Origin of the sequence: Pseudomonas sp. BIC9C, assembly GCF_034541995.1 — a bacterium.
GTDB lineage: Bacteria > Pseudomonadota > Gammaproteobacteria > Pseudomonadales > Pseudomonadaceae > Aquipseudomonas > Aquipseudomonas fluorescens_CC.
In genome coordinates, this window is sequence record NZ_JAWDGM010000004.1 from 85,493 (window position 1) to 110,745 (window position 25,253).

Consider the following 25,253-nt stretch of genomic DNA (forward strand, 5'->3'; position numbering starts at 1 on the left):
ATTTGAGGGCCCCTTCGCGAGCAAGCCCGCTCCCACAAGGGGGCTCTGTCAGGCTCAATATTTGTGAGCACCCAAGATCCAATGTGGGAGCGGGCTTGCTCGCGAAGAACGATAACGCGGTGTGACGGACTAACCACAACTTCAAAGGAACCAGCATGGCTGACCAACCTGCCCCCGCCCTCAAGGAAATCTTCAACGCCGAACGCCTCAGGCACGTCGCCTCCGAGATGACGGCGGTCTATCCGGCATTCGAGGCCAGGCGCTTCCTGAAGCTTGCCCAAACCGGCCTGGCAGACCTCAGCGTCATGCAGCGCATGGCCCGGGTCAGCGAATGCCTGCACGCCGTGCTGCCCCTGGACTATGAAGCGTCACTCAAGGTGCTGCGTGCCCTCGCCCCGCGCCTCAACAGCGGTTTCGTCAGCATGTGCCTGCCGCACTATGTCGCCACTTATGGCGCCCATGCGTTCGAGGTGTCGATGGACGCCCTGAAGTACTTCACCGCCTTCGGCTCCTCGGAATTCGCGATACGCCATTTTCTGCGCAGCGACCTCGAGCGTTCGCTCAAGCTGATGCACGTCTGGTCGCTGGATGACAACGAGCATGTGCGGCGCCTGGCCAGTGAAGGATGCCGGCCACGCCTGCCCTGGTCATTCCGGCTGGAGCCCGTTCAGGCCGATCCGGAACTCGCCGCGAAAATCCTCGACAACCTCAAGGCCGACACGAGCCTGTACGTGCGCAAATCCGTGGCCAATCACCTCAACGACATCACCAAGGACCATCCTGAATGGGTGCTGGACCTGATCGAAGGCTGGTCGCTGGACAACAGGCACACCGCATGGATCGCCAAACACGCCCTGCGCAGCCTGATCAAACAGGGCAACCAGCTGGCACTGGCGATTATCGGCGCGGGCGGCAAGCCTGAAGTCGAGATCGTCGATGTGAAAGTCGAACCGCCGGTGATTGGACTGGGAGAAAAGATCACCCTGTCGTTTGCCGTGAAATCCACCGTTGAAAGCAGTCAGCGCCTGGTGATCGACTACGCCATCGATTACGTCAAGGCCAATGGCAGCACCTCGGCGAAGGTATTCAAGCTCAAGGCGCTGACGTTGCCCGGTAACGCCAGCGAAGTCGTCAGCCGAGGCCAGCACATCAAGGAACTCACCACCCGCCGGCATTATGCGGGGCGCCATGCGGTGCACATCATGGTCAACGGGGAACGGTTGGCCAGTACGGCGTTCGAGATTCTCGGTTAAACCATAAGATCTATTTTGGATGTGCCGCCGCTTTCGCGAGCAAGCCCGCTCCCACATTGAAATGCGGCCCCCTGTGGGAGCGGGCTTGCTCGCGAAGGCGCCAGTTCAGGCACCGCCCAGCAACAACCCCTGCTCCCGCTCACACAACTCCACCACATAATCCCAAAGAACCCGCAACCGCACCGATTTGTGCAGTTCGCGGCGGGTGCTGATCCAGTAGCTGCGCTGGATGCTTTCGTCCGGCAACAGCGGCACCAGGTCCGGGTCGGCGCTGGCCATGTAGCATGGCAGCACCGCGATCCCAAGGCCTGAGCGCGCAGCCTGTTGCTGGGCAATCACGCTGGTACTGTGAAACACCACCTGCGGGTTGCGGCAGAAGCTGTTGAGGAACATCAGTTCCTGGCTGAACAGCAAGTCATCGACGTAGCCGATCCAGGCGTGACGCCCCAGGTCTTCGCGACTGCGCAATGGCGGCGCACGGTCGAGATAGTCCTGGCTGGCGTAGAGCGCCAGGCGATAGTCGGTGAGTTTGCGCGTGACCAGCATGTCGGCGGCCGGGCGCTCGAGGTGGATGCTGATTTCCGCCTCGCGGTTGAGGATGCTGACAAAACGCGGCACCGCCACCAGTTCCACTTCCAGCCCCGGATAGCGCTCGAACAAGCCGTTCATGCGACTGGCGAGGAACATGATGCCCAGGCCTTCGGTCACCCCGACGCGGATCTTGCCCAGCGGCGCGGTGGATTGGGTGATTTCCTCCTGGGCCAGCAGCGCCACGTTCTCCATTGCCTCGGCGTGTTTAAGCAACGCTTCGCCAGCCGGGGTCATCTCATATCCCTGGGCATGCTGAACGAACAACGCCGTACCCAGGCTCTTTTCGATGGCCTCGATGTGCCGCGCCACGGTGGCATGGGTGGTGTTCAGGCGGCGGGCGGCCGTGAGCAAACGCCCGCTGCGCTGCAATTCGAGAAAAAACCGCAGGTCATTCCAGTCGAACATGAATCGTCCTTGTTCGTTGCCGTTCGGGATGCTGTTTAAAAACGCACAGCGGCTGCGCAAAAACTAACATTCTTTTGACGAAAGCTAACAACTAGGATGACAGACAACAAGAACAACAAAACGAGGTCAGGGATGCAGACTTCCCTTGATGAATTCGATTACATCGTGGTCGGGGCCGGGCCGGCCGGGTGTCTGCTGGCCAATCGACTGTCGGCCAATGCGCAACATCGCGTAATGCTGCTCGAGGCTGGCGGCCGCGATAATTATGCGTGGATTCACATCCCCGTGGGCTACCTGTACTGCATCGGCAACCCGCGCACCGACTGGTGCTTCAAGACCGAAGCGCAAAGCGGCCTGCAAGGTCGCGCCCTGAGCTATCCGCGCGGCAAAGTGCTGGGGGGCTGCTCTTCCATCAACGGCATGATCTACATGCGCGGCCAGGCCACTGACTACGACCGCTGGGCCGCCGACGGCAACCCCGGCTGGAGCTGGCAGGACGTATTGCCACTGTTCAAGCAGAGCGAAAACCACTTTGCCGGCGCCGCCGAATTTCATGGTGCCGCGGGTGAATGGCGAGTCGAACGCCAGCGCCTGTCGTGGCCGATTCTCGACGCCTTCCGCAGTGCCGCCGAACAAAGCGGCATCGCCAGCATCGATGACTTCAACCAGGGCGACAACGAAGGTTGCGGTTACTTCCAGGTCAATCAGAAGGCCGGCGTCCGCTGGAACGCGGCCAAGGCTTTTCTCAAGCCGGTGCGCCAGCGCCCCAACCTCACCGTTCTGACCGGGGTCGAAGTCGACCGGGTGCTGCTGGACAATGGCCGCGCCTCTGCGGTCAGCGCCCGCTGGCAAGGCCAGGCGAAATCCTTCAAGGCACGCAAGGAGATTGTCCTTTGTGCCGGCTCGGTCGGTTCGCCAGGCATCCTGCAACGCTCCGGCATCGGCCCGCGTCCGCTGCTGGAGCGGCTGGGTATTGGCATCACCCATGAGCTGCCCGGTGTCGGCGGGAATTTGCAGGATCACCTGCAGCTGCGGCTGATCTACAAGCTGGAAAATGCCCGCACCCTGAACCAGATTGCCGGCAGCCTGTGGGGCAAGCTGGGCATGGGTCTGCGTTACCTGTACGACCGCAGCGGCCCGCTGTCCATGGCGCCGAGCCAGTTGGGCGCCTTTGCCCGCTCGGGGCCGGAACAGACTTCAGCCAACCTCGAATATCACGTACAACCGCTGTCGCTGGAGCGCTTTGGCGAACCGCTGCATGCGTTCCCGGCGTTCACCGCCTCGGTCTGTGATTTGCGCCCGCAAAGCCGTGGCCGGGTGGACATCCGCTCGGCCAACCCGCAAGAAGCACCACTGATCCAGCCCAACTACCTCAGCCACCCGCAAGACCTGCGGGTGGCCGCCGACGCCATTCGCCTGACCCGGCGCATCGTCAGCGCGCCGGCGCTGCGCCCATTCAATCCGGTGGAATACCTGCCCGGCGACAGCCTGCAAAGCGAAGAGCAACTGCACGAAGCCGCCGCGCGGATCGGCACCACGATTTTCCATCCGGTGGGCACCTGCCGCATGGGCAACGACGCCGACGCCGTGGTCGATGCGCAACTCAAGGTCCATGGCATCCCCGGTCTGCGCATTGCCGATGCTTCGATCATGCCGCGCATCACCTCGGGCAACACCTGCTCGCCAACGCTGATGATTGCCGAGAAGGCTGCACAACTGATCCTCAACCCCGCCACAAGGAGCATCACACCGACAATGGAACTGATCGCACACCCCTGAATCCTGTGCGCCCCCCTGTAGGAGCGAGCTTGCTCGCGATGAACCTGAGAGCACCACGGGGTGTCAGGTTTCCCACGTCATCGTTGACGACCATCGCGAGCAGGCTCGCTCCTACAAGTAACGAGTACACCCGATACATGGCAGTAGCGGCACCCGCCCACAAGGCCGGCGCCGACAGTGGAACAACAAAAACAATCACTGTGAGGGATACCGGTATGTCAGAACACGTTCAATCCCTGGAAGCCGTGCGCAGCGCGGGCACCAGTCAGGAAACCCAGAAAGTCATCTTCGCCTCGTCCCTCGGGACGGTCTTCGAGTGGTACGACTTTTTCCTCTATGGCGCCCTCGCGGCGGTGATCAGCAAGCAGTTTTTCGCCGGGGTCAACGACACCACGGCGTTCATCTTTGCGCTGATGGCCTTCGCCGCCGGCTTCATCGTGCGGCCGTTCGGCGCGCTGGTGTTCGGTCGATTGGGGGACATGATCGGGCGCAAGTACACCTTTCTCGCCACCATCGTCCTCATGGGCCTGGCGACGTTCTGTGTCGGGCTGCTGCCGACCTACGCCAGCATCGGCATCGCCGCGCCGATCATCCTGGTGGTGCTGCGCATGCTCCAGGGCCTGGCCCTGGGCGGAGAATACGGCGGTGCCGCGACCTATGTCGCCGAGCACGCGCCCATCGGCAAGCGTGGCTTCCACACCAGCTGGATTCAATCCACCGCGACCCTGGGCCTGCTGCTCTCGCTGCTGGTGGTGCTGGGCTGCCGCTACTTCACCGGCGATCAGTTCGAAGTCTGGGGCTGGCGTATTCCGTTCCTGTTTTCCATCGTGCTGCTGGGCATCTCGACCTGGATTCGCCTGAGCCTGCACGAGTCGCCGGCCTTCGTGAAAATGAAAGAGGAAGGCAAGCTGTGCAAACAGCCGATTCGCGACTCCTTCGGTAAATGGGAAAACCTCAAGGTCGTGTTGATCGCGCTGTTCAGCATCAATGCCGGGCAAGCGGTGACCTTCTACGCCGCGCAATTCTACGTGCTGTTCTTCCTCACCCAGTTCCTGAAAATGGACCCGGCGGTGGCCAACGGCTTGCTGATTGTCAGCGTGACCATTGGCGCCCCCTTCTTCATTTTCTTTGGCTGGCTGTCGGACAAGGTCGGGCGCAAACCGGTACTGATGATCGGCCTGCTGCTGGCCACCGCGCTGTACTTCCCGATCTTCAAGACCCTGGCCCACTACGCCAACCCGGCCATCGACCAGGCCAGCCGCCAGGCACCGATCACCGTGATGGCCGACCCGGCCACCTGCACCTTCCAGTTCGACCCGGTGGGCAAGGCCAAATTCGACAGCCCGTGCGACAAGGTCAAGACCTTCCTGGTCAAGCAGGGCTTGCCGTACAGCAGTGCTGTCGCACCAGCCGGCAGTGACGTGCAGGTGAGCATCGGTGACGTGAAGATCGATGGTTTCGACGAAGCCGCCTTGCGCGGCGCCGTGACCCTCGCCGGTTACCCGAAACAGGCAGACATGCAGCAGATCAACAAACCGATGATCGTCGCGCTGATCGTTGCGCTGATCATCATCTCAGCGATGTGCTACGGCCCCCTGGCAGCGTTGATGGTCGAACTGTTCCCGACCCGCATCCGCTACACCTCGATGTCCCTGCCCTACCACATCGGCAACGGCTGGTTCGGCGGTTTTCTGCCGACAGTATCGTTCGCGCTGGTGGTGTACACCGGGGACATCTTCTACGGGCTGTGGTACCCGGTGGTGATCACCGGGGTGAGCCTGGTGGTGGGGATGATTTGCCTGCGTGAGACTCGTAACGTGGATCTGGATAAAAACTGAAGCTAGCCAGTAACAACCTGTGGGAGCAAGCTTGCTCCCACAGGAGGCCAGGAGATCGCGGCTTCTTTGTCGCAGTGAAAACGACAATCACTCGTCGAGTTCGATGACCTCGAATTTCACTTGATCCGGATAGAAAGCCATGTACTCCTGAATCTGCCTGACGGAGACCTTGGGATTCTCGTAGCTCCACACCGCGTTGGCGCCCTCATGACCCGGGACCTGCAAACTGAAATAACTGGCATCGCCCTTGTACGGGCAATAACTGGTGTGATCAGTGCGGGCGAAATACTTCTCGTCAATGTCCTCTCGCGGCACGTAGTACACCGGTGGGTAATTGGCCTCCAGCAACACCAGCGCGCGCGAGGACGCGGCCACCTGGATTCCGTGGAACTTAACCAACAGGCAGCCGGGCTGCTCGGCGATGGTGATGACAGGACTAGGACCGGAGCTTTTCATGGAATGCGTTCCTCATGACGGTGATGGACCTGCAAATCGAAATACCGCATTAACGTTCATCGCGGGCAAGCCCCCTCCCACAGTTTTTCGACAACACCTCAGAACAGTGTGGGAGCGTGGCTTGCCCGCGATGGGCTGCGCAGCAGCCCCAAAACCCGAGACCACGATTCATCAGGTATAACCCAAGTTTCACCCAAGCGACTGCTTCGCAGCCGAACGGGAGCAAGGCAGTCGTCGCGACACACAAAGCTGTACATCCATACAGATAAAGATTGCCCGATCGCCCGTCAACCGCCATTCTGTGCACCTCTGGCACATAGATCGACGATGGTGGTTATGCGGCTGTACCTCTGTGAAAAACCTTCCCAGGCCAAAGACATTGCGGCGGTCCTCGGCGCCAAACGCCGGGGCGATGGCTGCTGGCTGGGAACAGACGTCACGGTAACCTGGTGCATCGGCCACCTGCTGGAAACCGCACCGCCGGATGCCTACGACGCGCGCTACAAGCGTTGGGTGCTGGCCGACCTGCCGATCATTCCCGAAAAGTGGAAAATGACCGTCAAGCCGCGCACCGCCAGCCAGTACAAGGCGGTCAAACGCCTGCTCGGTGAAGCGTCCGAACTGATCATTGCCACGGACGCCGACCGCGAGGGCGAGATGATCGCCCGGGAACTGGTGGAGCATTGCCGATATCGCGGGCCGATCCGCCGCCTCTGGCTGTCGGCGCTGGACGATGCGTCAATCCGCAAGGCCCTCGCGGCACTGAAACCGGGGAACGAAACCTTCAGCCTCTATCACTCGGCCCTGGGGCGTTCCCGGGCCGACTGGCTGATCGGCATGAACATGAGTCGGCTGTTCACCTTGCTGGGACGCCAGTCCGGCTATCAAGGCGTGTTGCCGGTCGGCCGGGTGCAAACGCCGACCTTGCGCCTGGTGGTGGATCGCGATCGCAGCATCGCCGACTTTGTGCCCGTTCCCTATTGGGCCATCGATGTGCAACTGCTGCACAACGGCACCGCGTTCACGGCGCAATGGCGCGCGGCATCCCAGGTTTGCGACGATCAGGACCGCTGCCTGAATCAGGCGCTGGCCCAACAAGCGGCGGCCGCCATGAGTGGCGCAGCCAGTGCGCGGGTGATCAAGCTGCGCACCGAGCGGATGCGCGAAGTGGCCCCACTGCCCTTCGATCTGGGCACCCTGCAGGAGGTCTGCTCGAAGAAACTCGGCCTCGGCGCCCAGGAAACCCTGGACATCGCCCAGGCGCTCTACGAAACCTACAAAGTCATTACCTATCCGCGCAGTGATTGCGGTTACCTGCCCCTCAGTCAGCACAGCGAGGCACCGGCCATTCTGGCGGCGTTGCGCCAGGCCGATCCGGCATTGAACGCCTTGCACGATCATCTTGATCCGCAACGGCGCTCACGGGCCTGGAACGATGCCAAGGTCAGCGCTCACCACGGCATCATCCCCACTGCTGCGGCGAAGAACCTCGACAAACTGGCGGGAAAACAGCGCGCGGTCTACACGCTGATCCGCGCCCGCTATCTGGCGCAGTTCCTGCCCAATCACGAATACGACCGCACCCAGGCCGACTTCGATTGCGCCGGCGAAGCCCTGCGCGCAGTGGGCAAGCAGATCATCGAACCGGGCTGGAAACGCGCCCTGCCCGAAGCGCTGGCTCCGGCCAAGGGGCGCGAAGCTCCCGCGCCGCAGGCACTGCCCAACCTGGCCGAAGGCATCGATTGCGCAGTGGTCGGCGTGCAACTCAAGGACCTCTGGACGCAACCGCCGAAGCCGTTCACGGAAGGCGATCTGATCAAGGCCATGAAGAACGTCGCCAAACTGGTGGAAGACCCGCTGCTCAAGCAAAAGCTCAAGGACACCACCGGCATCGGCACCGAAGCGACCCGCGCGTCGATCATCCAGGGCCTGCTCGACCGTGGTTATCTGGTCAAGAACGGCAAGGCCCTGGCTGCCACACCGGCCGCGTTCAGCCTGATCGACGCCGTGCCCCGGGCCATCGCCGATCCGGGCACCACGGCGATCTGGGAACAGGCCCTGGACATGGTGCAAAGCGGGGAAATGAGCCTGGAAGCGTTCGTCACCAAACAGGCGGCGTGGATGAGCAAACAGATCAGCCGCTGTGCCGGGCTGAGCCTGACCATCAGCGGTCCACCGCCCGCCGGACGCGCCGCAACCCCATGGAAGAAAAAGCGCAAAAGTACCCAGCGCAAACCGGGCGGCACACAGCGCAGGGCAAAACCGGCCGGCAAAACTCAAACCTGACACAGAAGCCTGTGGCGAGGGAGCTTGCTCCCGTTGGGCCGCAAAGCGGCCCCAAAAACGGGACTGCTGCGCCCGAACGCGGACCGGTCCAGCGGGAGCAAGCTCCCTCGCCACAGATTGTTCATCGCCGGCCATAATGTTCCGTGTCACCTGCCGAATCAGGAGTCACTTCGAATGTCTTCGATAGAACTGCACGCCGCCCAACGCGATGAGCTGGAAACCATCGAGAACCTGATGCAGTTCTACACCTACGATTTCAGCGAATGGCTGCCGTTGAAACTGGGTGAATCCGGTTTCTTCAACATCCTGCCCATGCCGGACTATTGGCGAAACCCGGCCACCCGTCCCTTCCTGATCAAGGTCGACGCAGAACTGGCCGGCTTCGTGGCCGTGGATAACCAGACCCATCTACCCGGCGCCGAGTACAACATCGGTTATCTGTTCGTCAGCCGACGCTTTCGTGGCCGGGGTGTCGCCCGGTTTGTCGTGTCCACCCTCTTGAGCCAATTCCCCGGTCAATGGCAGATTTTCCATATCGAGGCGAATCAGCCGGCACGACTGTTCTGGGCCGCCGTGATGCCGGGGCTCTGCGTTGGCGGGTTCACCTTGCATCAGCAGGTGGTTGACCGCCATCCCTGCACTTTTTACCGCTTTGAGTGTCCGCCTTTGTCGTCCTGACCGACACGCCCCCGACTCCCACCGCTAATTCCGAACAGCTTTGTCCGACAATATGTAGTGACTAAAAATAATCACTACAAAACCGTTGACGCCTCCGTTTTGCCCTTGCATGATGCAGACGTCTCCCCGATCGGGAGTACAGGCAACACGTTTGAGCAAGCTCGTCTGACCGCCGAGCTGTTTTTCCCGGATACACGCTGCCCACAAGGCAGATTGAAGAAGCTGACCTGGCCTGAACGTCCAGTACAAGGGCGAGAAGACTTGGCGAGCAATCCTCATGAAGCTTGTGGCCGACCCTGAAAGCGTCGGCAGTGGCCTGAAGGTTTTCGCCGCTTCTCTTCGTTGTGACGCTATTGCGTAGCAGTTATTCAACACGACTACATGCAACAGACGCAGGACCCCGCCCGATAAGGCGGTCGAACGCTGACGTCCTGGTTTCGGTGCCAGGGATCAACTAACCGATGGGCTACCTGTATTAGCGAATCAACTTTGAAAGATCACCAATTGGTCAAGGGGCTTTATGATGAATCTGAACAATCAACCAACTATCGATGAACTGGCTCGTATGTTCGCTGCAAAAAAAGACAGCCACGACAGCCATATTCTCTGGATCAGCAAGTGTGGCCAGGTGCATATCGACTGCCTGTCGCCGCACGCCCATGAAGCAGAGTTCGACCAGAACAACCAGAACCTGCTCGCCCGACTGAAGATGTACCGTCGCGGCCAGGGCTATGTCGGCAAGAAAGCCGCAGCCGACAAGGACTTCATCGGTAATGTTCTGCAAACCCTGAAACAGGCCTGGGCCTCGATGCAGAATCAGAACGAAGTTCGGGTGATTGACCGGTTCTACTGATTGAAATGAGTCATCACTGACTTATTGAAAAACAAGGCCTGCTCCCAATTAAGGAGCAGGCCTTTTTTTCGACCAGGACGCGGTCTCTTGTAGGAGCTGGCTTGCCAGCGATAGTCGTTAACGATAACGCGTGTAAACCGGATAAACGCGGCGCACTTGAGTCCATCGCCGGCAAGCCGGCTCCTACAGGGTTTTGTGGTGATCAGGAACGATCAGTAGCCAACACCAGATCCACAAACGCCAGTGACGCCGCACTGTGGTAGTTGTTCTTGCGCCGAAGCAACGCGGCCCCGCGCTCAGGCGCTGCGCCCCGCATGGACAGTTTGCGCAATGCCCGATCCTGGGTGGCGATGGGTTCCGGCAGGATGGTGGCGATGGCGCAATGCCGGATGACTTCCAGCAGCGTGTTGACCGAGTTCACTTCAATCGCCACTTTGGGCGTGATGTGCACCTGAGCGAAATACTCGTCGATGCACGTGCGGGTGATGTAGTCCGGGGTCAGCAGCGCAAACTCAAGCTGAGCCACCTCTTCGACGGACAACGCGTCCTGATGTTCGTATAGCGGATGATCCCGCCCAACCATCAACCCCAGGGTTTCGGTAAAAGCCGGGATCGATTCGATGTCGGCGCTTCTCACCTGATCGAACGCAATCGCGATATCCAGCGAATCATCCGCCAGCCCGGCCTCGATTTCGTCCATCGACAACTCGAAAATCTCCAGGTGGATGTTCGGGTAACGCGCCACGTAGTCGCGCACCAGCGGCCCGACCAGATAGGCCATGAAGGTCGGCGTCATGGCCAGACGCAAGGTCCCGCGGGACAAATCCTTCACGTCGTGCAACGCACGCTTGCCCGCCTCCAGCTCCACCAATACCCGCCGCGCGCATTCAATATAAGCCTCGCCGGCATCGGTGGGCCTGACCGTGCGCGAGGTGCGGTCGAACAGGCTCACGCCCAGGGAGTCTTCCAGTTGGCGGATCTGCTGCGACAAGGTCGGCTGGGACACGTGCAGCACTTCGGCAGCGCGCGTGAAACCACCGTGGTCGGCCACCGCCAGCAGGTAACGCAAATGTCGAAGCAACATGGGATTCTCCATCTATAGGCAGCACTTATGGCTTGCATTGTATATCGGTCTTGGACGCTATGGATGGATCGGCAGAAAATGGCCCCACACCCAAGCAACACCAATCCCGATAGGAGAATCACCATGCAACAGTCCCATGCCTACAACGACCCAAGCCTGGCCCTGACCACTTCTGTCCTTGAAGCCAAGGCACGCAAAAACCTGTCGTGGCAGGACCTGGCCGACGGCACCGGATTGAGCCTGGCCTACGTCACCGCCGCCCTGCTCGGTCAACATCCGCTGCCGGAAAGCGCAGCCAAAGTGGTCGGCGACAAACTCGAACTGGACGCCGACGCCGTGGCCCGGCTGCAGATCATCCCGCTGCGCGGCAGCCTCTCAGGTGTGCCGACCGACCCGACCATCTACCGCTTCCACGAAATGATCCAGATCTACGGCACCACCCTCAAAGCCCTGGTTCATGAGCAGTTCGGCGACGGCATCATCAGCGCGATCAACTTCAAGCTCGACATGAAGAAAGTCGAAGATCCGGAAGGCGGCTCCCGCGCCGTCATCACCCTCGACGGCAAGTTCCTGCCCCTGCGTCCGTTCTAAGTCGATACCGGCCCGCACGCCCCGTGCGGGCCAAACCCTGCCCATCCCATGAGGAAGCGATCATGAAAGCGCTCATCGACGGTTTCTTGAAGTTCCAGAAAGAAGCCTTTCCGCAACGCACCGACCTGTTCAAACACCTGGCCACCACCCAACATCCGGGCACGCTGTTCATCACCTGTTCCGACAGCCGTGTCGTGCCGGAACTGCTGACCCAACAAGAGCCCGGTGAACTGTTCGTGATCCGTAACGCCGGCAACATCGTGCCGTCCTACAGTCCGCATCCGGGTGGTGTGTCGGCTACGGTCGAATACGCCGTCGCTGTGCTCGGCGTGACCGACATCGTGATCTGCGGCCATTCGGACTGCGGCGCCATGACGGCGGTGGCCAAGTGCAAATGCATGGATCACCTGCCCGCCGTCAGCGGCTGGCTGCAACACGCCGAGTCGGCGAAAGTGATCAACGAAGCCCGGCCACATGCCAGTGAAGCGGCCAAGGTCAGTTCGATGGTTCGGGAAAACGTCATCGCCCAACTGGCCAACATCCAGACGCACCCGAGCGTGCGACTGGCCCAGGAAAAGGGCCTTTTGAACCTGCATGGCTGGGTGTACGACATCGAGACCGGTTCGATCGACGCACTGGATGCCGACAGCCGAAGCTTCGTGTCGCTGGTTGAACACCCGGACACTTGTGCCGTATCGGCCAAAGTGATCAAGGCCGCGTGATCAGCACCGCCGATTGTTGAAGAAAGTGACCGCCCTTGCAGCGGTCACTGGTTGCGCCAGTTCAGCGTTTGACGCCCAGGTCGATCTGGGTCATGCGGCTGCGAATGGTGAACACACCATCGCCCGAGAGAATCGCACTGCGAGCAAACAGGCGCCCGCTCTCCCAGTTCGAAAGACCCAGTTCCGGCTTGTTCAACGCATACTGGCCGTCGACCCAACGGGTGATGCCATTGCCGACAAAAGGCGCGTTGACCGCGTTGTAGAAGCGCTCCTGCGCCTCTGCACTTTCGCTGATCAATGACACCGTGAATTGCGGGCTGTAACGGTTGAACAAGGCAATGGCGCTGTCCAGGTCGTCAACGATTTTCAGGCTGACTTCCGGGGTTTCTTCCCACTCCCATTCACGACCCAATTGATCTTCCGGTAACGGCTCGGCCTGCGCCTCGGTCTGATAGCCTTCGGCGCGGTACACCTTGACCGTTGCAGCCAGCCAGTCTGGCGGCAGGTGCGACTCGCTGCCTTCGACGATGTGCAGCTTGCAGCCCTGACCCCGCGCGGTGCCGGCCTGCTGGAGTGCGTCGAGGAACAGCGGAACCAGTTCAGCGGCGCGGTCGCGGTGAATCAGGCAGACGTTCAGGGTGTTGCAGACCTTACGGTCCAGAGAGTTGCGCACCACCGCGGCAAAGCGTTGGGCGTCGGCAGCGGCATCGGCGATCAGCCAGGCGCCACCGGTGCCGTGCAGGCTGACTGCCGTGCCGGCCTGTTGCGCGATGCTGCCCAACTGGCTGACGGCGCGGCCCGAACCGCGGGCCACCGCCAATGACAGGCGCCGGTCGGCGAACATCGCCCAACCGGCGGCGTGGTTGACACTTTCCACCAGCGACACGGCACCGACCGGCAAGCCGGCGTCGCTCAGCGCAGGGTTCAGCGCATGGCTGACGATCGCCTGGGCCGTGCCCAACGCATCACTCCCGATGCGCAGCACAGCGGTGTTGCCGGTGCGCAACACACCGGCGGCATCGGCAAACACATTCGGCCGGCCTTCGAAGACGAACGCGACGATGCCCAACGGCGAGACCACTTGCTCGACTTTCCAGCCATCGTGTTCGACACAGCTGATCACCTTGCCACGGCTGGCCGCTGCATCACGCCACGCGCGCAGGCCGGCGATCATGTCGCGACGCATGCGCTCATCGGCCAGCAACCGGGTGGTCGAGCGACCGCGCGCCTTGGCCCGTTCGATGTCGGCCAGGTTGGCGGCTTCGATCAACGCCCAGCATTCCGGGGTTTCCAGGCGTTGGGCAAACAGGTCGAAGAAGGCGCTGATCGCTTGATCAGACACAGCCGACAGCGCGGTAAACGCCGCTTCGGCACGCTCGATCGCGACGCTGGCCGCTTGCTGGTCCGCCACGGGGATCAGCAGCAACTCGCCGCTGACCTGCTCCACCAGCAGGTGGTCACCGGGCTGGAAGCGCTGCGCCAGCTCGGGGCTGACGACAGTGACACGGTTACCGGCGAAAGGGATGGGCGTGCCAGCGACTAGACGTTCGAGCGCAAGAGACATGAAGCGGTTACACCATGCAATGGGCGGTCGGAAAATGTATAGCAAATTCCCTGGAGCGTCACGTTTCCGGCCGGCGACCGGTGATCTCCTGTGGGAGCGGGCTTGCTCGCGAATACGAGGGTGTACTGAGGTTTGTGTAAACGGTCATTAGGCGCACACTGCCTTTCCCAAGGAGTTTCAATGACCGAGCCAAAGCGCACCAAACGAGTCAAACCCGACCCTGAGCTGGTGAGGCTGGCCGACAGTCTGTTGGCCAATTACCGAAAGCCTGAGGATTTGATCGGCGAAAATGGCTTGCTTAAGCAGCTCACCAAGATGCTTGTCGAGCGCGCCCTGGAAGCTGAAATGACCGAACACCTGGGTCATGACAAAAGCGCAGCGGTGACCAATGCAGAAGGAAATGCACGCAACGGCCATAGCGGCAAGACGCTCAAGGGCGATTTTGGCGAGCTACCGCTGGAGATTCCCCGTGACCGTCAGGGTATGTTCGAGCCCCAGCTGATTTCCAAGCACCAGACACGCTGGACCGGCTTCGATGACAAGGTGATTTCACTCTACGCCCGTGGAATGACTGTTCGGGAAATCCAGGGACATCTGGAGGAAATGTATGGAACCGAGGTCTCTCCCAGCCTCATCTCGGCGATCACCGACGCGGTCAGTGAAGAGGTCAAGGTCTGGCAGTCGCGCCCTCTGGACGAGCTCTACCCGATCCTTTACCTCGATTGCATTCACGTCAAAGTGCGCGACAGTGGCGCAGTCAGAACCAAAGCGGTTTACCTGGCCATTGGCGTCAACATGGACGGTCGCAAAGAGGTGTTAGGGCTGTGGATCGCCCAGACGGAAGGCGCCAAGTTCTGGCTGCAAGTCGTTACAGAGCTTAAAACCCGCGGGGTAAAGGACATTTTCATTGCCTGCGTAGATGGGCTCAAGGGCTTCCCTGAAGCCATCGAAGTGGTCTATCCGCAAGCATCGGTTCAACTGTGCATCGTGCACATGGTGCGCAACAGTCTGAAGTTCGTGTCCTACAAGTATCAGCGCGAGGCCGCCGCTGACCTCAAACTCATCTACCGCTCGACGACCGTTGAAATGGCCGAGCAAAAGCTGACCGACTTCGAGGCCAAGTGGGATGATCGATACCCTCTGATCAGCCAGTCATGGCGCAAAAACTGGGCGAGAGTCATCCCCCTGTTCGATTATCCACCGGAGATCCGCAGGGTGATTTACACCACCAACGCCATCGAGTCGATCAACATGAGCTTGCGCAAGGTCACCAAAAGCAGAGCCTCATTCCCGACTGACGATGCGGTAATGAAGCTCTTTTATCTGGCGCTGAACAACATCAGCAAGAAGTGGACAATGCCAATCAGGGACTGGGCGGGGGCCTTGAACAGGTTCAGTATCCAGTTCGAAGACAGGCTTTTGCAGGATTAACAGCAACCCCGTTTACACAGAATTCAGTACACCCCCGCGAATACGGTGTGTCAGGCACCATCACCGAAACAGACACGCCGTCTTCGCGAGCAAGCCCGCTCCCACCCTGGTTGTGCAGTGGATGAAAATCTCATCGTCACGTATCTCAATGTATACAACCCCGCCCCCGACACACCCCGCACTCAAAACCCCGCCACAACGACACACCGCAGATACACCCCCTTGATGAAATACGCCTGCCGATTGGCCACGCCGATCAAAGCGCTCAACTCACGGGGCATGCCGTTGCCCCGCCTCCCTGACCTGAAAGAGATCAACGTCCATGAGCACCTCCATTTCTTCGGCCGTCAAAGGCCTGCACCTGAACCTCGACCGTGCCGGCGACTGGGTTGCCCCCCTGGCGTTGCGAGTGTTCCTCGCCTGGGAATTCTTCGAGTCCGGCCTTGAGAAATTCAACGGCCAGAACTGGTTCGCCGATATCCAGGAGCGCTTCCCGTTTCCGTTCGACCACATTCCCGAGACGCTGAACTGGGAGCTGTCGATGTGGGCCGAACTGATCTTTTCCATAACGTTGCTGGTGGGCCTGGGCACGCGCTTCTCGGCGTTGAGCCTGATGGTGGTGACCCTCGTCGCAACCGCCGCCATCCATTGGCCTGCCGACTGGCACACCCTGAGTGAACTTGCCCAAGGCTATGCCATCAGCAACAAGGGTTACGGCAACTTCAAACTGCCATTGATCTACCTTGTGGCCTTCACGCCGCTGCTGCTGTCGGGTGCCGGCAAGCTCAGCATCGATGCGCTGCTGACCCGTTTCTTCTGGCGGCGCTGAAACCAGATCCGTAACGCGGACAAACAAAAGGGGACTTCCATGAAGTCCCCTGTTTTTTTGCCTTGAAACTAACCCATCACTTCCTCCAGCCCGGTCTCTTCGGCCAGCTTCGGATGCGCACTGCGTTCATGCACATGGGTGTGAGGTGTGCGGTCAATCAGCAGGCTCAGCAGTTCCGGGCGGCTGTAGTGACCGCTGGAATCCATCATGCGTTTGCGCTTGTCGATCAGGCCCATGTCGAGGTCGGCGATCACCTCGCCCTCACCCTCCAGCAACGAGCCCAGCACCGAGCCATCCGGGCTGATGATCGCGGTAAAGCAACCACCGGAGATCGGGCCGATGGCGCAACCGGTGTCGGCCATGATCTGCGCCTGTTGCTCGGGGTGCAACCAGGCCGTGGAGTTGACCACAAAGCACGCGGCCTCCAGGGCATGCTGGCGAATGCTGACTTCCATTTGCGCGGCGAACAAGGGACCTGCAACGACCCCGGGTACATCGCCGCATGGATCTGCTCACCATCGGCCATCAAGGCATAACGGGCCAGCGGGTTGTAATGCTCCCAGCGGGCCAATTGACCGATGCGCCCTACCGCGCTGTCGACGGCCCGCAGGCCGGAGCCGTCGCCCATGCCCCAGATCATGCGCTCGTGGTAGGTCGGGGAAATCTTGCGGCGACGCTGGATCAGCGAGCCGTCGGCATCGAACAACAGCTGCGTGTTGTACAGCGTGCCGCCATCGCGTTCGTTGACGCCGATCGACACGACCATGCCGGCTTGCCTGGCCGCAGCGCCAATGGCGTCGGTGGCAGCCGAAGGCACGGTGACCGCCTGGTCCAGCAGCTTGAGGTGTTCGGCGGCCATTTCGAACGGCGACTGCACGTAGGAAAAGTACGGGTAGTACGGCACGATGGTTTCCGGGAATACAGCGAATTGCACGCCCTGTTCGCCGAGTTCGAGAATCTTCTGCACCACTTTGTCGACGGTGCCTTCTCGGCTGTAAAGAACGGGGCTGATTTGTACGGCGGCGGCTTTGACGAGGCTCATGGCGGTGATCTCATTGAGGGAAAGGTTTCAACGAGATCCAGATTACGACAATAATATAAGGGCATGAATGTCATATGCACCACCTTTTAGGACATCGCGAAAATCACCCCCGACTGGCCCGCTGAATCACCTGCGGCGGCTGTCCGAACGCACGTATAAAAGCGCGGCGCATGCGTTCCCGGTCACCAAAACCCGTGGCTGTCGCCACGACATCGATGGAGTGCCGTCCGCTTTCCATCATCAACCGGGCCGACTCGACCCGCAGGTTTTCGATGGCCTTGGCCGGAGACTGGCCGGTTTCGGCATGAAACACCCGGCTGAATTGCCGGGGGCTGAGATTGGCCGCGCCGGCCAGTTCCTCAACCGTCAGCGCGGACTTGAGATTCTGCTTGGCGTAGTTCAACGCGGCCTGTATCCGGTCGGTCTTGGGGGCCAGTTCCAGCATCACCGAAAACTGCGACTGCCCGCCGGAACGCCGGTGGTAAACCACCAATTGCCGCGCCACCTTGCGGGCAACCTCGGCGCCCAGATCCATCTCCACCAAGGCCAATGCCAGGTCCACGCACGCGCTCATGCCCGCCGCCGTCCACAGGTGGCCATCGTTGATGAAGATCCGGTCTTCCTCGACCTTCACGTTCGGGTACGCCTTGCGAAAGGCCGGCACATGCGCCCAGTGGGTAGTCGCCCGCCGACCGTCGAGCAAACCGGCCTCCGCCAACGCATTCGCACCGGTGCAAATCGAGCCCAGGCGCCGGGTACCGTGGCTGGCGCGGCGCAAAAACGCCAGCATGCCCGGCGTGGTCGGGCGAATCAGGTTGTCGCCCATGACCAGCAGCGTATCGAACGAGCGCTGGTCGAACGCTTCGGTCTGCACACCGAAACCGGCGGACGTCTGCACCAGGCCACCCGGCTCGGACAATAACGCAATGCTGTACAACGGCTCATCTGCGGCGTTGTTGGCCAACTCGAAGGCGGCACATATGGCCAGGCCCAGAACCTGAAAACCGGGGTAAACAATGAGTCCGATCTGGTGCATGGCGCAATGACCCTAAACGTGGCATGCCTGACAAACAGGCCAGAATCTGCACTCTAACCCGAACTGCCCGCAGCGCAAATCAGGGTGACGCCGACCGCCATCAAAGACCGTCGGCTCGACAAAGATCTCGCCCTCGGTATGACCACCGAAAACAACGCGCAGTTTTTCCACGCCGGCCTGCTCGAGATACGAGCGGACTTTCTCGAAGTGCGCCTGGCTGACCATGAAACCGATGCGGTTTTCCGGGTCCAGCGGGCTGCCCATTTTCCAGTTGATCAGCGGCTTACTTGACCAGCCTGGTTTCCCTGGACGGCCGATAGCCAAAATAAGAGCTGTAGCACTTGCTGAAGTGGCTGGGAGAAACGAAACCACAGGCGACCGAGACTTCAACGATGGTCAGCGTGGTGTGCTGCAGCAAGCGCCGCGCCTCGGTGATGCGCAAGTCCATGTAATAGCGCTGCGGCGTGGTGCCCAACTGCTCCTTGAACAGACGCTCGATCTGCCGGCGAGAGCGCCCTGCGTAGAGGCACAGCGTCTCCATTTCCAGCGGTTCCTCCAGATTGGCGTCCATCAGGTTGACCACCTCCTTGAGCGGACCACTGACCGAGACATTCAGCGACGGCTTGATGCGCCGGTAGCGTGAAGCCTCAAACGCCAGAATGTCTTCGATGCCATCGGTCAGCGCCTTGTCGTACAGCCCCCTGATCCACTCCAGGGCCATATAGAACGTCCCCGTCGGGCTCGACGCTGTCAGGCGGTCACGATCGACCACGTAGGCTTCGCTGGTCACCTGGGTCAGTTTGGCAATTTCCGCCAGTGCCGGGCGGTGTTCCGGGTGAATCGCACAGCGATAACCCTCGAGCAAACCGGCGCGCCCGAGAAACCACGCGCCGTTCCAAACGCCAGCCAGGGTAACGCCCTGCTCCGCCGCGTCTTGCAGCAGGTTGATCAATGTCTCGTCGGCGTGCAGATGGGTGCGGTATCCGCCACAGACCACCAGCAGGTCCAGGTTCTGAATCTCGGCATGGCTCAGGCAGGCGTCGGGACGGATGACCAACCCCAGATCGCTGATCACCTCTGCGTCCTTCAGGCCAAAGGTTTTCGTTGAAAACAGCTCCGGCCGCAACAGGTTGGCCGTCACGACCGTATCCAGCGCCTGGGTAAACGCCGGCAGCGAGAAATGCTCCAGCAACAGGAAACCTGCCCGCGCCTGCAGAACGGATTGGCCTTCATGCTCCTTGAGGAAGCGAAGGTTCTTGCCTTTCATCGCTCCACTGAACTGACGTCGCTCTACCAACGCTCGCCTCGCTTCGTCCTGTCGACGAACCTGTGAAATAGCGCTTTGATACCTGTCACTCCCGACCTGAAAACCTGTATCCCCTGGCGCCGGACATTCGGCGCCTGCACTGTTTACGCAAGTTGAAAGCCTTGGGCAAGCCAGTCTTTTGTCCTTAAACCAGTTTGCGCGGGGAATGGCGCTGCAACGCACCGCGTGACAAACGATCGAGCAGCAATGCCACCGCCACGATCGCCAACCCGGCGCGAAGTCGCAGGCCCATCTCCATTCGGGTCAGGCCACGGGTGACTTCCGCGCCAGGCCCGCCGGCGCCGACCAACCCCGCCAACACTACCATCGCCAGGGACAGCAGGATGCATTGGTTGAGTCCGTCCAGAGGAAAGGCAATCGCCACCGAGATCACCGCCACCTGACGAACCGCCTCGCACCGACGCGAACCTGGGTCGATACTGCACGGGCCTCCCCCTTCGCCGAGGAAAGGAACATGCCGCTGACTCTGTATTTCCATCCGCTCTCGTCGTTCTGCCACAAAGCGCTGATCGCGCTCTATGAACTGGAAATCGAGTTTGAAAGAAGGATCATCGACCTGGGCAACGAGGCTGACCGGGCCGAGCTGCAAGCACTTTGGCCACTCTGCAAATTTCCGGTGATCCGCGATCACGACCGCCAACGGAACGTAGCCGAGTCGAGTGTGATCATCGAGTACCTGGACCACCACCAGGCCGGCCACCTGTGCCTGATTCCTGAAGATTGGGATACCGCGCTGGAAGTACGCCTGTGGGATCGTTTTTTCGACCTGAACGTCCAGGTGCCGATGCAGAAAATCGTCGCCGACCGGATGAACGCCTCCAACGGCGACCTGACCCGCGAACGCGCCGCGCTGACAACGGCGTACGGCATGCTTGAACGTCAGTTGAGCGCAAACGCCTGGGCCGCCAGCCCGGCGTTCAGCATGGCCGACTGTGCCGCTGCCCCGGCGCTGTTCTATGCCAGCACCCTCGTGCCGTTTCCCGACGAGCATCATCGCTTGAGTGCTTATTTCGACAGGTTGATCCAGAGGCCTTCGGTCAAACGGGTGATCGACGAGGCGAGACCGTACTTTTCCATGTACCCGTTCGCCGAGGCCATTCCACAACGGTTTCGGTAGTGATGATTGGGAGGCGAAAACGAAAAATCCCCGTGGTCCATCAGGAAATGGATCACGGGGATCAATAACGAACGCTTGCGTCTGATCAGGCCGGAACGCCCAGGATGATATGGGAAGCCTTGATCACGGCCGTGGCGCTGACGCCGGTTGCCAGACCCAGCTCTGCCACAGCATCGCGGGTGACGATCGAATAGACCTTCGAACCGCCGGCCAGCTCGATGACCACCTCTGCGTTGACCGCGCCATCGGTAACGCTCAGTACGTTGCCTTCCAGGCAGTTACGCGCCGACAGGCGAATGTCGCTCGACTCGGTCATCAACATCACCCAGGGCGCCTTGATCAGCGCAACGGCTTCTTTGCCGACGGCGATGCCCAGGCTCTTGATGCTTTCCATGGTGACGACGGCAACCAGTTGCTCACCGCCCGCCAGGGTCAGAACCACTTCGGCGTTGACCGCGCCTGGCTGGACCTGGCTGACTTTGCCTTTGAATACGTTGCGTGCACTGACTTTCATGTGAAGCGTCCTTTTCTTGACTTTGAAGTTAGGAAACGGCCGGCATCATCAGTGTAAGCGCTGTGTAGAAACAACTACAGCGCTGCGATGGTTCAGTGACGGATGGCCAGGTCAGTCCGAAAGGTCTTCATGAAACGCGCCAAAAGGACGCCCGCGAGCCTTGGCTGGACGCTGGCTGGCAGGGAACATCCGGGAAATGAATAACGAACGCAGAAAAACAGCGAATCGACGAATAATAACCGCCGTTCGAGTGTTATCGGATTGTGCAGGAAGAAAATGGCAGGGGCGGCTGGATTCGAACCAACGCATGGCAGGATCAAAACCTGCTGCCTTACCGCTTGGCGACGCCCCTGTATCTGTTGCGATGAGTGCCTGGCACTCGCTTTCTTGAGTGGCAACAGGACCTGTTGCCTTCTTGCGTGTCAGGCTCCCTGAGGGCTGCTGCAAGAGTGGGCGCAAATTTACCAACTTTTGTCTCGTCTGGGAAGCCCCAACAAAACAATTTGTTTTTTAAAACAGATGCTTAGTGTTGAGGCAAGTGATCGACACAGGTTCAGCCCGACCAGGTCTGCTACGCTTTTCCCGAATGGAATAAGGAATCGTTTGCGCAACACCCTTCCCCTTGCAATCTGAGGGCGCCAAATGTGAAAGGCAAACTAATGGGTACCGCTGCAACCCTCCTGGTGGTCGGGGCGGCGATTTATGGGTTGAACACCTGGGAACACATCCAGAGCCAGCGACAGGAAGCGGTCTGCAAGGCCACCCGGGAGCATCTCGACAGGCTGGAAATCCAGGCGCGGGCGCTGGCCTCCGAGTTGACGGTCGAAGCCTATGTCGAAGCCGAAAAAGCCGAGGCCGGCCAGTTGGTCCTGGCACTCGATACCGCCAGGAATGAAGCCGAGGTCGATGCCGTCATCGACAAGCACTCCGCGACTATCGAAGCGCAGATAACGGCCGAAGACGCCGAGGTCCAGTCCCGGGGCGAGCAACCCTTCCTCGGTCAGGAACTCAAGAAGCAACGCATCCCCACCGACGTCAAACAGGAACTCAAACGCGCTGAAAAAGCCGTCGCCGAGTCCTGTGAATAATGTCGACCGCCAGCGCCAGATTTGTCGCCAGCGTCTAGACTTCAGCAAAAGCAGCTTGCAACCAGACTCCGCGTTTTTAACAAAAATCCTGCAAAAAACGAGGGGGTCTCGACCTTGAAAACATCAACCCTCTGCGCCATGGCGTGCCTGCTGGTGTCGGTCGCGGTGTCTGCCAACTGCGTCATTCCGGTCCTCGAAATGGACTTCACACGGTCTGCAATGGAAACCCTGAAAAAAATCGGTATCGACGACGCGTGCATCATCGGCGCTTCCAGCCCCGCTGCGTTCACCTACTGCCGGGAAGGGTCGATGACACTCTGGAAGTATCAGGCACTGGACCTGGAACAAATGGCGGTGACGCACAGTGATGCGCAGCAGCCCTCGACGGTCTACCAACCCATTTCTGTCCTGGAGTTCGGGAGCGCGGCCTGTGAATACGAGAACAGCCTGGCCGCCGCTAAAAAGCCGGCAACGATGCGTTGGCTGATCCTCGGCCTGATGGCCATTTCGCTGCTGACTGGATTGGGTTACACCTGGCGGGCCATTCTGCAGCGCCGCCAAAACGCCACCGCGTACTCGCAACCCCATGAACAAGCGTCGGGCGAACTGCAGGCCACTGCACATGCAAAAGCTCTGGCAGCGTTTGGTCTGGCAGTTGCCGTGGCATTCATTTACTTCAAATACACCGGGTTTTGAACAACAGGTGAGCGCGCCGTTGCGGCGCGCCCACCGGTCACTCAGTGCGGTGCGCGCGGGATGGTCTTGAGCAGGTCTTCGGGGCTGATGTGCCCCACCACGCTGCCCGGCTGCGGCATATCGAGGATGTGCCCTTTCATCTTGCCGATGATGTGCATCTCGCAAGGCTTGCAGTCGAACTTCAAGGTCAGCACTTCATCGCCGTGGATCAGTTGCATCGGCGCAACCTTGGTGCGCACGCCGGTCACGCCCTTGGCCTGTTTCGGGCACAGGTTGAAGGAGAAACGCAGGCAGTGCTTGGTGATCATCACCGGCACCTCGCCGGTTTCCTCGTGGGCCTCGTAAGCTGCGTCGATCAGCTTGACGCCATGGCGGTGATAGAAGTCGCGGGCCTTCTGGTTATAGACGTTGGCCAGGAACGACAGGTGCGACTCCGGGTACACCGGCGGCGGTGTGGTTTCGGCCTTGCGGCTGCCACGGGGATGGGCGGCGATCCGCGCTTCGGTCAAGGCATCGATCACTTCACGGCGCAAGGCCTTGAGCTGCGAGTTCGGGATGAAGTACGCCTGCGGCGCGTCCAGCTTGATGTCGATGGCGTGGTACTGCGTGGTGCCCAGTTGGCCGAGCAGGTCCTGCAATTGCTCCAGCGCCTGCTCCGGTTTGTTGGCGGCGCCGAACGGGCCATTCAGGGTAACGCTGGCGTTGATGCCTTCTTCGCTGGTAGCGGTCAGTTCCAGCTGCTCTTCACGCAGGCGCGCGACCCAGCGCAGGGCCACGCGACGCTCGGCGGAGGTCTTTTGCAGCGCCTGTTGCCAGTTGTGATCGAGATTGCGATTCAGCGGATGGTTGGGACGCAGCTTGTACATCCCCTCCGGCATCTCATTGGGCTCGACGCGATAGCGATAACGCTTCTCGCCGTCCTCCTCGAACTCGCCTTTCGGTTCGGCGATGTTGGCGCGGAAGCCCACCACTTCACGCTTGACCAGCACATTGAGGCCGTCGCCGTTGGACAGCGGCTCGTGGGTCACGACCTGCATGTCACGCTTGGCGACTTTCTCGACCACACCCACCGGCAAACCGGTGAAGGTCGGCGAGTCAAAGGCGCCAATATCGATCTTGCGGTCAGTGACGAAGTAATCGGTGCTGCCGCGGTGGAAGGTTTTTTCCGGGTCGGGCAGGAAGAAATGCGCGGTACGGCCGCTGGAGGCACGGGCCAGGTCCGGACGGTCTTCGAGCACGGCGTCGAGGCGCTGTCGGTAGTAGGCGGTGATGTTTTTCACATAGCCCATGTCCTTGTAGCGGCCCTCGATCTTGAACGAACGCACGCCGGCCTCGACCAGTGCGCGGATGTTGGCGCTCTGGTTGTTGTCCTTCATCGACAGCAGGTGCTTTTCGTAAGCGATCACGCCACCCTTTTCGTCCTTGAGGGTGTACGGCAGACGGCAGGCCTGGGAGCAGTCGCCACGGTTGGCGCTGCGCCCGGTATGCGCGTGGGAAATGTTGCACTGGCCGGAAAACGCCACGCACAACGCGCCATGGATAAAGAACTCGATGGCCGCGTCGGTTTCGTCGGCGATGGCACGGATCTCTTTGAGGTTCAGCTCGCGGGCCAGCACCAGTTGCGAGAAACCAGCCTGGTCGAGGAACTTCGCCCGCTCCAGCGTGCGGATGTCGGTCTGGGTACTGGCGTGCAGTTCGATCGGCGGAATGTCCAGCTCCATCACACCCAGGTCCTGGACGATCAGCGCATCGACGCCGGCGTCGTACAACTGGTGGATCAGCTGGCGGGCCGGCTCCAGTTCGTTGTCGTGCAGGATCGTGTTGATGGTGGTGAACACTCGCGCATGGTAACGACGGGCGAATTCCACCAATTGGGCGATATCGCTCACTTCGTTGCAGGCGTTGTGGCGGGCGCCGAAGCTCGGGCCGCCGATGTACACGGCATCGGTACCATGCAGGATAGCCTCGCGGGCGATGGCGACATCGCGGGCAGGGCTGAGCAATTCCAGGTGATGTTTGGGCAAAGACATAGTTTTTTTAGTCAGGCTTGTCACGGTCGAGGCGTGCATTGTA

General features: G+C 60.5%; 22 protein-coding genes, 1 tRNA gene and 3 pseudogenes. 13 read left to right on the forward strand and 13 right to left on the reverse strand.

Going from position 1 to position 25,253, the window contains the following annotated elements:
- The first annotated feature begins 155 nt into the window (after window positions 1–155).
- A complete protein-coding gene (locus RS887_RS18185) occupies window positions 156–1,253 on the forward strand; it encodes a DNA alkylation repair protein (RefSeq protein WP_322616419.1) in 1,098 nt (365 codons plus the stop codon).
- A gap of 105 nt (window positions 1,254–1,358) precedes the next feature.
- Here RS887_RS18185 and RS887_RS18190 read toward each other — a convergent pair whose 3' ends face one another.
- Window positions 1,359–2,249 (reverse strand): LysR family transcriptional regulator, encoded by an 891-nt coding sequence (locus tag RS887_RS18190; protein ID WP_322616420.1) that lies wholly within the window; start codon window positions 2,247–2,249, stop codon window positions 1,359–1,361.
- Between the two features lie 132 nt (window positions 2,250–2,381).
- Here RS887_RS18190 and RS887_RS18195 point away from each other — a divergent pair, with 132 nt between their 5' ends.
- The gene (locus tag RS887_RS18195; RefSeq protein ID WP_322616421.1) at window positions 2,382–4,028 is read left to right on the forward strand and encodes a GMC family oxidoreductase; all 1,647 of its coding nucleotides are present in this window, start codon (window positions 2,382–2,384) and stop codon (window positions 4,026–4,028) included.
- A gap of 16 nt (window positions 4,029–4,044) precedes the next feature.
- Here the strand turns inward: RS887_RS18195 and RS887_RS18200 are convergent.
- Window positions 4,045–4,167: pseudogene (locus RS887_RS18200) on the reverse strand (outer membrane lipoprotein carrier protein LolA); the annotation flags it as partial.
- 76 nt (window positions 4,168–4,243) lie between these two features.
- Here RS887_RS18200 and RS887_RS18205 point away from each other — a divergent pair.
- Window positions 4,244–5,866, forward strand: a complete 1,623-nt coding sequence (locus tag RS887_RS18205; RefSeq protein WP_322616422.1) for an MFS transporter — start codon at window positions 4,244–4,246, stop codon at window positions 5,864–5,866.
- Between the two features lie 87 nt (window positions 5,867–5,953).
- On the opposite strand, the gene RS887_RS18210 is transcribed toward RS887_RS18205, so the two are convergent.
- Window positions 5,954–6,322, reverse strand: a complete 369-nt coding sequence (locus RS887_RS18210) for a DUF427 domain-containing protein (protein WP_008021151.1) — start codon at window positions 6,320–6,322, stop codon at window positions 5,954–5,956.
- Window positions 6,323–6,658: 336 nt separating this feature from the next.
- Here RS887_RS18210 and RS887_RS18215 point away from each other — a divergent pair, with 336 nt between their 5' ends.
- The 3 genes from RS887_RS18215 to RS887_RS18225 all read left to right on the forward strand — a co-directional run bounded on the left by RS887_RS18215 (window position 6,659) and on the right by RS887_RS18225 (window position 10,139).
- Entirely contained in the window at window positions 6,659–8,608 is a 1,950-nt protein-coding gene (locus tag RS887_RS18215) for a DNA topoisomerase III (protein WP_322616423.1), read from the forward strand.
- 174 nt (window positions 8,609–8,782) lie between these two features.
- The gene (locus RS887_RS18220; RefSeq protein WP_322616424.1) at window positions 8,783–9,286 is read left to right on the forward strand and encodes a GNAT family N-acetyltransferase; all 504 of its coding nucleotides are present in this window, start codon (window positions 8,783–8,785) and stop codon (window positions 9,284–9,286) included.
- A gap of 523 nt (window positions 9,287–9,809) precedes the next feature.
- On the forward strand, window positions 9,810–10,139 hold the full coding sequence (locus RS887_RS18225) for a hypothetical protein (protein WP_043302583.1): 330 nt from the start codon (window positions 9,810–9,812) through the stop codon (window positions 10,137–10,139).
- A gap of 202 nt (window positions 10,140–10,341) precedes the next feature.
- Here the strand turns inward: RS887_RS18225 and cynR are convergent, their stop codons facing one another.
- Window positions 10,342–11,223: a transcriptional regulator CynR gene (gene cynR, locus RS887_RS18230; RefSeq protein WP_322616425.1), complete on the reverse strand. Its 882-nt coding sequence runs from the start codon at window positions 11,221–11,223 to the stop codon at window positions 10,342–10,344.
- A gap of 123 nt (window positions 11,224–11,346) precedes the next feature.
- Here cynR and cynS point away from each other — a divergent pair, with 123 nt between their 5' ends.
- Window positions 11,347–11,814: a cyanase gene (gene cynS, locus RS887_RS18235; RefSeq protein WP_322616426.1), complete on the forward strand. Its 468-nt coding sequence runs from the start codon at window positions 11,347–11,349 to the stop codon at window positions 11,812–11,814.
- A gap of 62 nt (window positions 11,815–11,876) precedes the next feature.
- Window positions 11,877–12,536 (forward strand): carbonic anhydrase, encoded by a 660-nt coding sequence (locus RS887_RS18240; RefSeq protein ID WP_322616427.1) that lies wholly within the window; start codon window positions 11,877–11,879, stop codon window positions 12,534–12,536.
- A gap of 61 nt (window positions 12,537–12,597) precedes the next feature.
- Here RS887_RS18240 and RS887_RS18245 read toward each other — a convergent pair whose 3' ends face one another.
- Window positions 12,598–14,100, reverse strand: a complete 1,503-nt coding sequence (locus tag RS887_RS18245) for an aldehyde dehydrogenase family protein (RefSeq protein ID WP_322616428.1) — start codon at window positions 14,098–14,100, stop codon at window positions 12,598–12,600.
- 180 nt (window positions 14,101–14,280) lie between these two features.
- On the opposite strand from RS887_RS18245, the gene RS887_RS18250 reads away from it, so the two are divergent.
- Both RS887_RS18250 and RS887_RS18255 read left to right on the forward strand, forming a co-directional pair.
- On the forward strand, window positions 14,281–15,531 hold the full coding sequence (locus RS887_RS18250) for an IS256 family transposase (RefSeq protein WP_322616429.1): 1,251 nt from the start codon (window positions 14,281–14,283) through the stop codon (window positions 15,529–15,531).
- Window positions 15,532–15,853: 322 nt separating this feature from the next.
- Window positions 15,854–16,360 carry a DoxX family protein gene (locus RS887_RS18255; protein ID WP_322616430.1) on the forward strand — a complete coding sequence of 169 codons (507 nt, stop codon included), beginning with the start codon at window positions 15,854–15,856 and terminating at the stop codon, window positions 16,358–16,360.
- 68 nt (window positions 16,361–16,428) lie between these two features.
- Here RS887_RS18255 and RS887_RS18260 read toward each other — a convergent pair.
- From RS887_RS18260 to RS887_RS18280, 5 genes and pseudogenes are all read right to left on the reverse strand, one after another.
- Window positions 16,429–17,402 (reverse strand): annotated as a pseudogene (locus tag RS887_RS18260) (nitrilase-related carbon-nitrogen hydrolase).
- A gap of 103 nt (window positions 17,403–17,505) precedes the next feature.
- Window positions 17,506–18,438 (reverse strand): GlxA family transcriptional regulator, encoded by a 933-nt coding sequence (locus RS887_RS18265; RefSeq protein WP_322616431.1) that lies wholly within the window; start codon window positions 18,436–18,438, stop codon window positions 17,506–17,508.
- Window positions 18,439–18,450: 12 nt separating this feature from the next.
- Entirely contained in the window at window positions 18,451–18,702 is a 252-nt protein-coding gene (locus RS887_RS18270; RefSeq protein ID WP_416339982.1) for an aldehyde dehydrogenase family protein, read from the reverse strand.
- A gap of 19 nt (window positions 18,703–18,721) precedes the next feature.
- Window positions 18,722–19,735 carry a GlxA family transcriptional regulator gene (locus RS887_RS18275; protein ID WP_322616432.1) on the reverse strand — a complete coding sequence of 338 codons (1,014 nt, stop codon included), beginning with the start codon at window positions 19,733–19,735 and terminating at the stop codon, window positions 18,722–18,724.
- A gap of 154 nt (window positions 19,736–19,889) precedes the next feature.
- A pseudogene (locus RS887_RS18280) lies at window positions 19,890–20,111 on the reverse strand (proline/glycine betaine ABC transporter permease); the annotation flags it as partial.
- A gap of 108 nt (window positions 20,112–20,219) precedes the next feature.
- Between RS887_RS18280 and RS887_RS18285 the strand changes: the two are divergent.
- Entirely contained in the window at window positions 20,220–20,882 is a 663-nt protein-coding gene (locus RS887_RS18285) for a glutathione S-transferase family protein (RefSeq protein ID WP_322616433.1), read from the forward strand.
- Window positions 20,883–20,967: 85 nt separating this feature from the next.
- On the opposite strand, the gene RS887_RS18290 is transcribed toward RS887_RS18285, so the two are convergent.
- Window positions 20,968–21,396 carry a TOBE domain-containing protein gene (locus tag RS887_RS18290; protein WP_322616434.1) on the reverse strand — a complete coding sequence of 143 codons (429 nt, stop codon included), beginning with the start codon at window positions 21,394–21,396 and terminating at the stop codon, window positions 20,968–20,970.
- Between the two features lie 277 nt (window positions 21,397–21,673).
- Window positions 21,674–21,748 (reverse strand) — tRNA-Gln (locus RS887_RS18295).
- A 307-nt stretch (window positions 21,749–22,055) separates the two neighbouring features.
- On the opposite strand from RS887_RS18295, the gene RS887_RS18300 reads away from it, so the two are divergent.
- Together RS887_RS18300 and RS887_RS18305 are read left to right on the forward strand one after the other, a co-directional pair.
- Window positions 22,056–22,484: a hypothetical protein gene (locus RS887_RS18300; RefSeq protein WP_322616818.1), complete on the forward strand. Its 429-nt coding sequence runs from the start codon at window positions 22,056–22,058 to the stop codon at window positions 22,482–22,484.
- Window positions 22,485–22,598: 114 nt separating this feature from the next.
- Window positions 22,599–23,180, forward strand: a complete 582-nt coding sequence (locus RS887_RS18305) for a hypothetical protein (protein ID WP_322616435.1) — start codon at window positions 22,599–22,601, stop codon at window positions 23,178–23,180.
- 41 nt (window positions 23,181–23,221) lie between these two features.
- Here the strand turns inward: RS887_RS18305 and RS887_RS18310 are convergent, their stop codons facing one another.
- Window positions 23,222–25,210 carry a U32 family peptidase gene (locus tag RS887_RS18310; RefSeq protein ID WP_322616436.1) on the reverse strand — a complete coding sequence of 663 codons (1,989 nt, stop codon included), beginning with the start codon at window positions 25,208–25,210 and terminating at the stop codon, window positions 23,222–23,224.
- Window positions 25,211–25,253: the final 43 nt, after the last annotated feature.

What these genes read in the sequence shown, in the direction of transcription:
- RS887_RS18210 (WP_008021151.1), bottom strand. Translation starts at nt 6,322, where the DNA reads ATGAAAAGCTCCGGTCCTAGTCCTGTCATCACCATCGCCGAGCAGCCC.
- RS887_RS18240 (WP_322616427.1), top strand. Translation starts at nt 11,877, where the DNA reads ATGAAAGCGCTCATCGACGGTTTCTTGAAGTTCCAGAAAGAAGCCTTT.
- RS887_RS18225 (WP_043302583.1), top strand. Translation starts at nt 9,810, where the DNA reads ATGAATCTGAACAATCAACCAACTATCGATGAACTGGCTCGTATGTTC.
- cynR (WP_322616425.1), bottom strand. Translation starts at nt 11,223, where the DNA reads ATGTTGCTTCGACATTTGCGTTACCTGCTGGCGGTGGCCGACCACGGT.
- RS887_RS18255 (WP_322616430.1), top strand. Translation starts at nt 15,854, where the DNA reads ATGAGCACCTCCATTTCTTCGGCCGTCAAAGGCCTGCACCTGAACCTC.
- cynS (WP_322616426.1), top strand. Translation starts at nt 11,347, where the DNA reads ATGCAACAGTCCCATGCCTACAACGACCCAAGCCTGGCCCTGACCACT.
- RS887_RS18185 (WP_322616419.1), top strand. Translation starts at nt 156, where the DNA reads ATGGCTGACCAACCTGCCCCCGCCCTCAAGGAAATCTTCAACGCCGAA.
- RS887_RS18310 (WP_322616436.1), bottom strand. Translation starts at nt 25,210, where the DNA reads ATGTCTTTGCCCAAACATCACCTGGAATTGCTCAGCCCTGCCCGCGAT.
- RS887_RS18285 (WP_322616433.1), top strand. Translation starts at nt 20,220, where the DNA reads ATGCCGCTGACTCTGTATTTCCATCCGCTCTCGTCGTTCTGCCACAAA.
- RS887_RS18205 (WP_322616422.1), top strand. Translation starts at nt 4,244, where the DNA reads ATGTCAGAACACGTTCAATCCCTGGAAGCCGTGCGCAGCGCGGGCACC.
- RS887_RS18270 (WP_416339982.1), bottom strand. Translation starts at nt 18,702, where the DNA reads ATGGGCAGCCCGCTGGACCCGGAAAACCGCATCGGTTTCATGGTCAGC.
- RS887_RS18215 (WP_322616423.1), top strand. Translation starts at nt 6,659, where the DNA reads ATGCGGCTGTACCTCTGTGAAAAACCTTCCCAGGCCAAAGACATTGCG.
- RS887_RS18220 (WP_322616424.1), top strand. Translation starts at nt 8,783, where the DNA reads ATGTCTTCGATAGAACTGCACGCCGCCCAACGCGATGAGCTGGAAACC.
- RS887_RS18290 (WP_322616434.1), bottom strand. Translation starts at nt 21,396, where the DNA reads ATGAAAGTCAGTGCACGCAACGTATTCAAAGGCAAAGTCAGCCAGGTC.
- RS887_RS18265 (WP_322616431.1), bottom strand. Translation starts at nt 18,438, where the DNA reads ATGCACCAGATCGGACTCATTGTTTACCCCGGTTTTCAGGTTCTGGGC.
- RS887_RS18245 (WP_322616428.1), bottom strand. Translation starts at nt 14,100, where the DNA reads ATGTCTCTTGCGCTCGAACGTCTAGTCGCTGGCACGCCCATCCCTTTC.
- RS887_RS18300 (WP_322616818.1), top strand. Translation starts at nt 22,056, where the DNA reads ATGGGTACCGCTGCAACCCTCCTGGTGGTCGGGGCGGCGATTTATGGG.
- RS887_RS18250 (WP_322616429.1), top strand. Translation starts at nt 14,281, where the DNA reads ATGACCGAGCCAAAGCGCACCAAACGAGTCAAACCCGACCCTGAGCTG.
- RS887_RS18190 (WP_322616420.1), bottom strand. Translation starts at nt 2,249, where the DNA reads ATGTTCGACTGGAATGACCTGCGGTTTTTTCTCGAATTGCAGCGCAGC.
- RS887_RS18195 (WP_322616421.1), top strand. Translation starts at nt 2,382, where the DNA reads ATGCAGACTTCCCTTGATGAATTCGATTACATCGTGGTCGGGGCCGGG.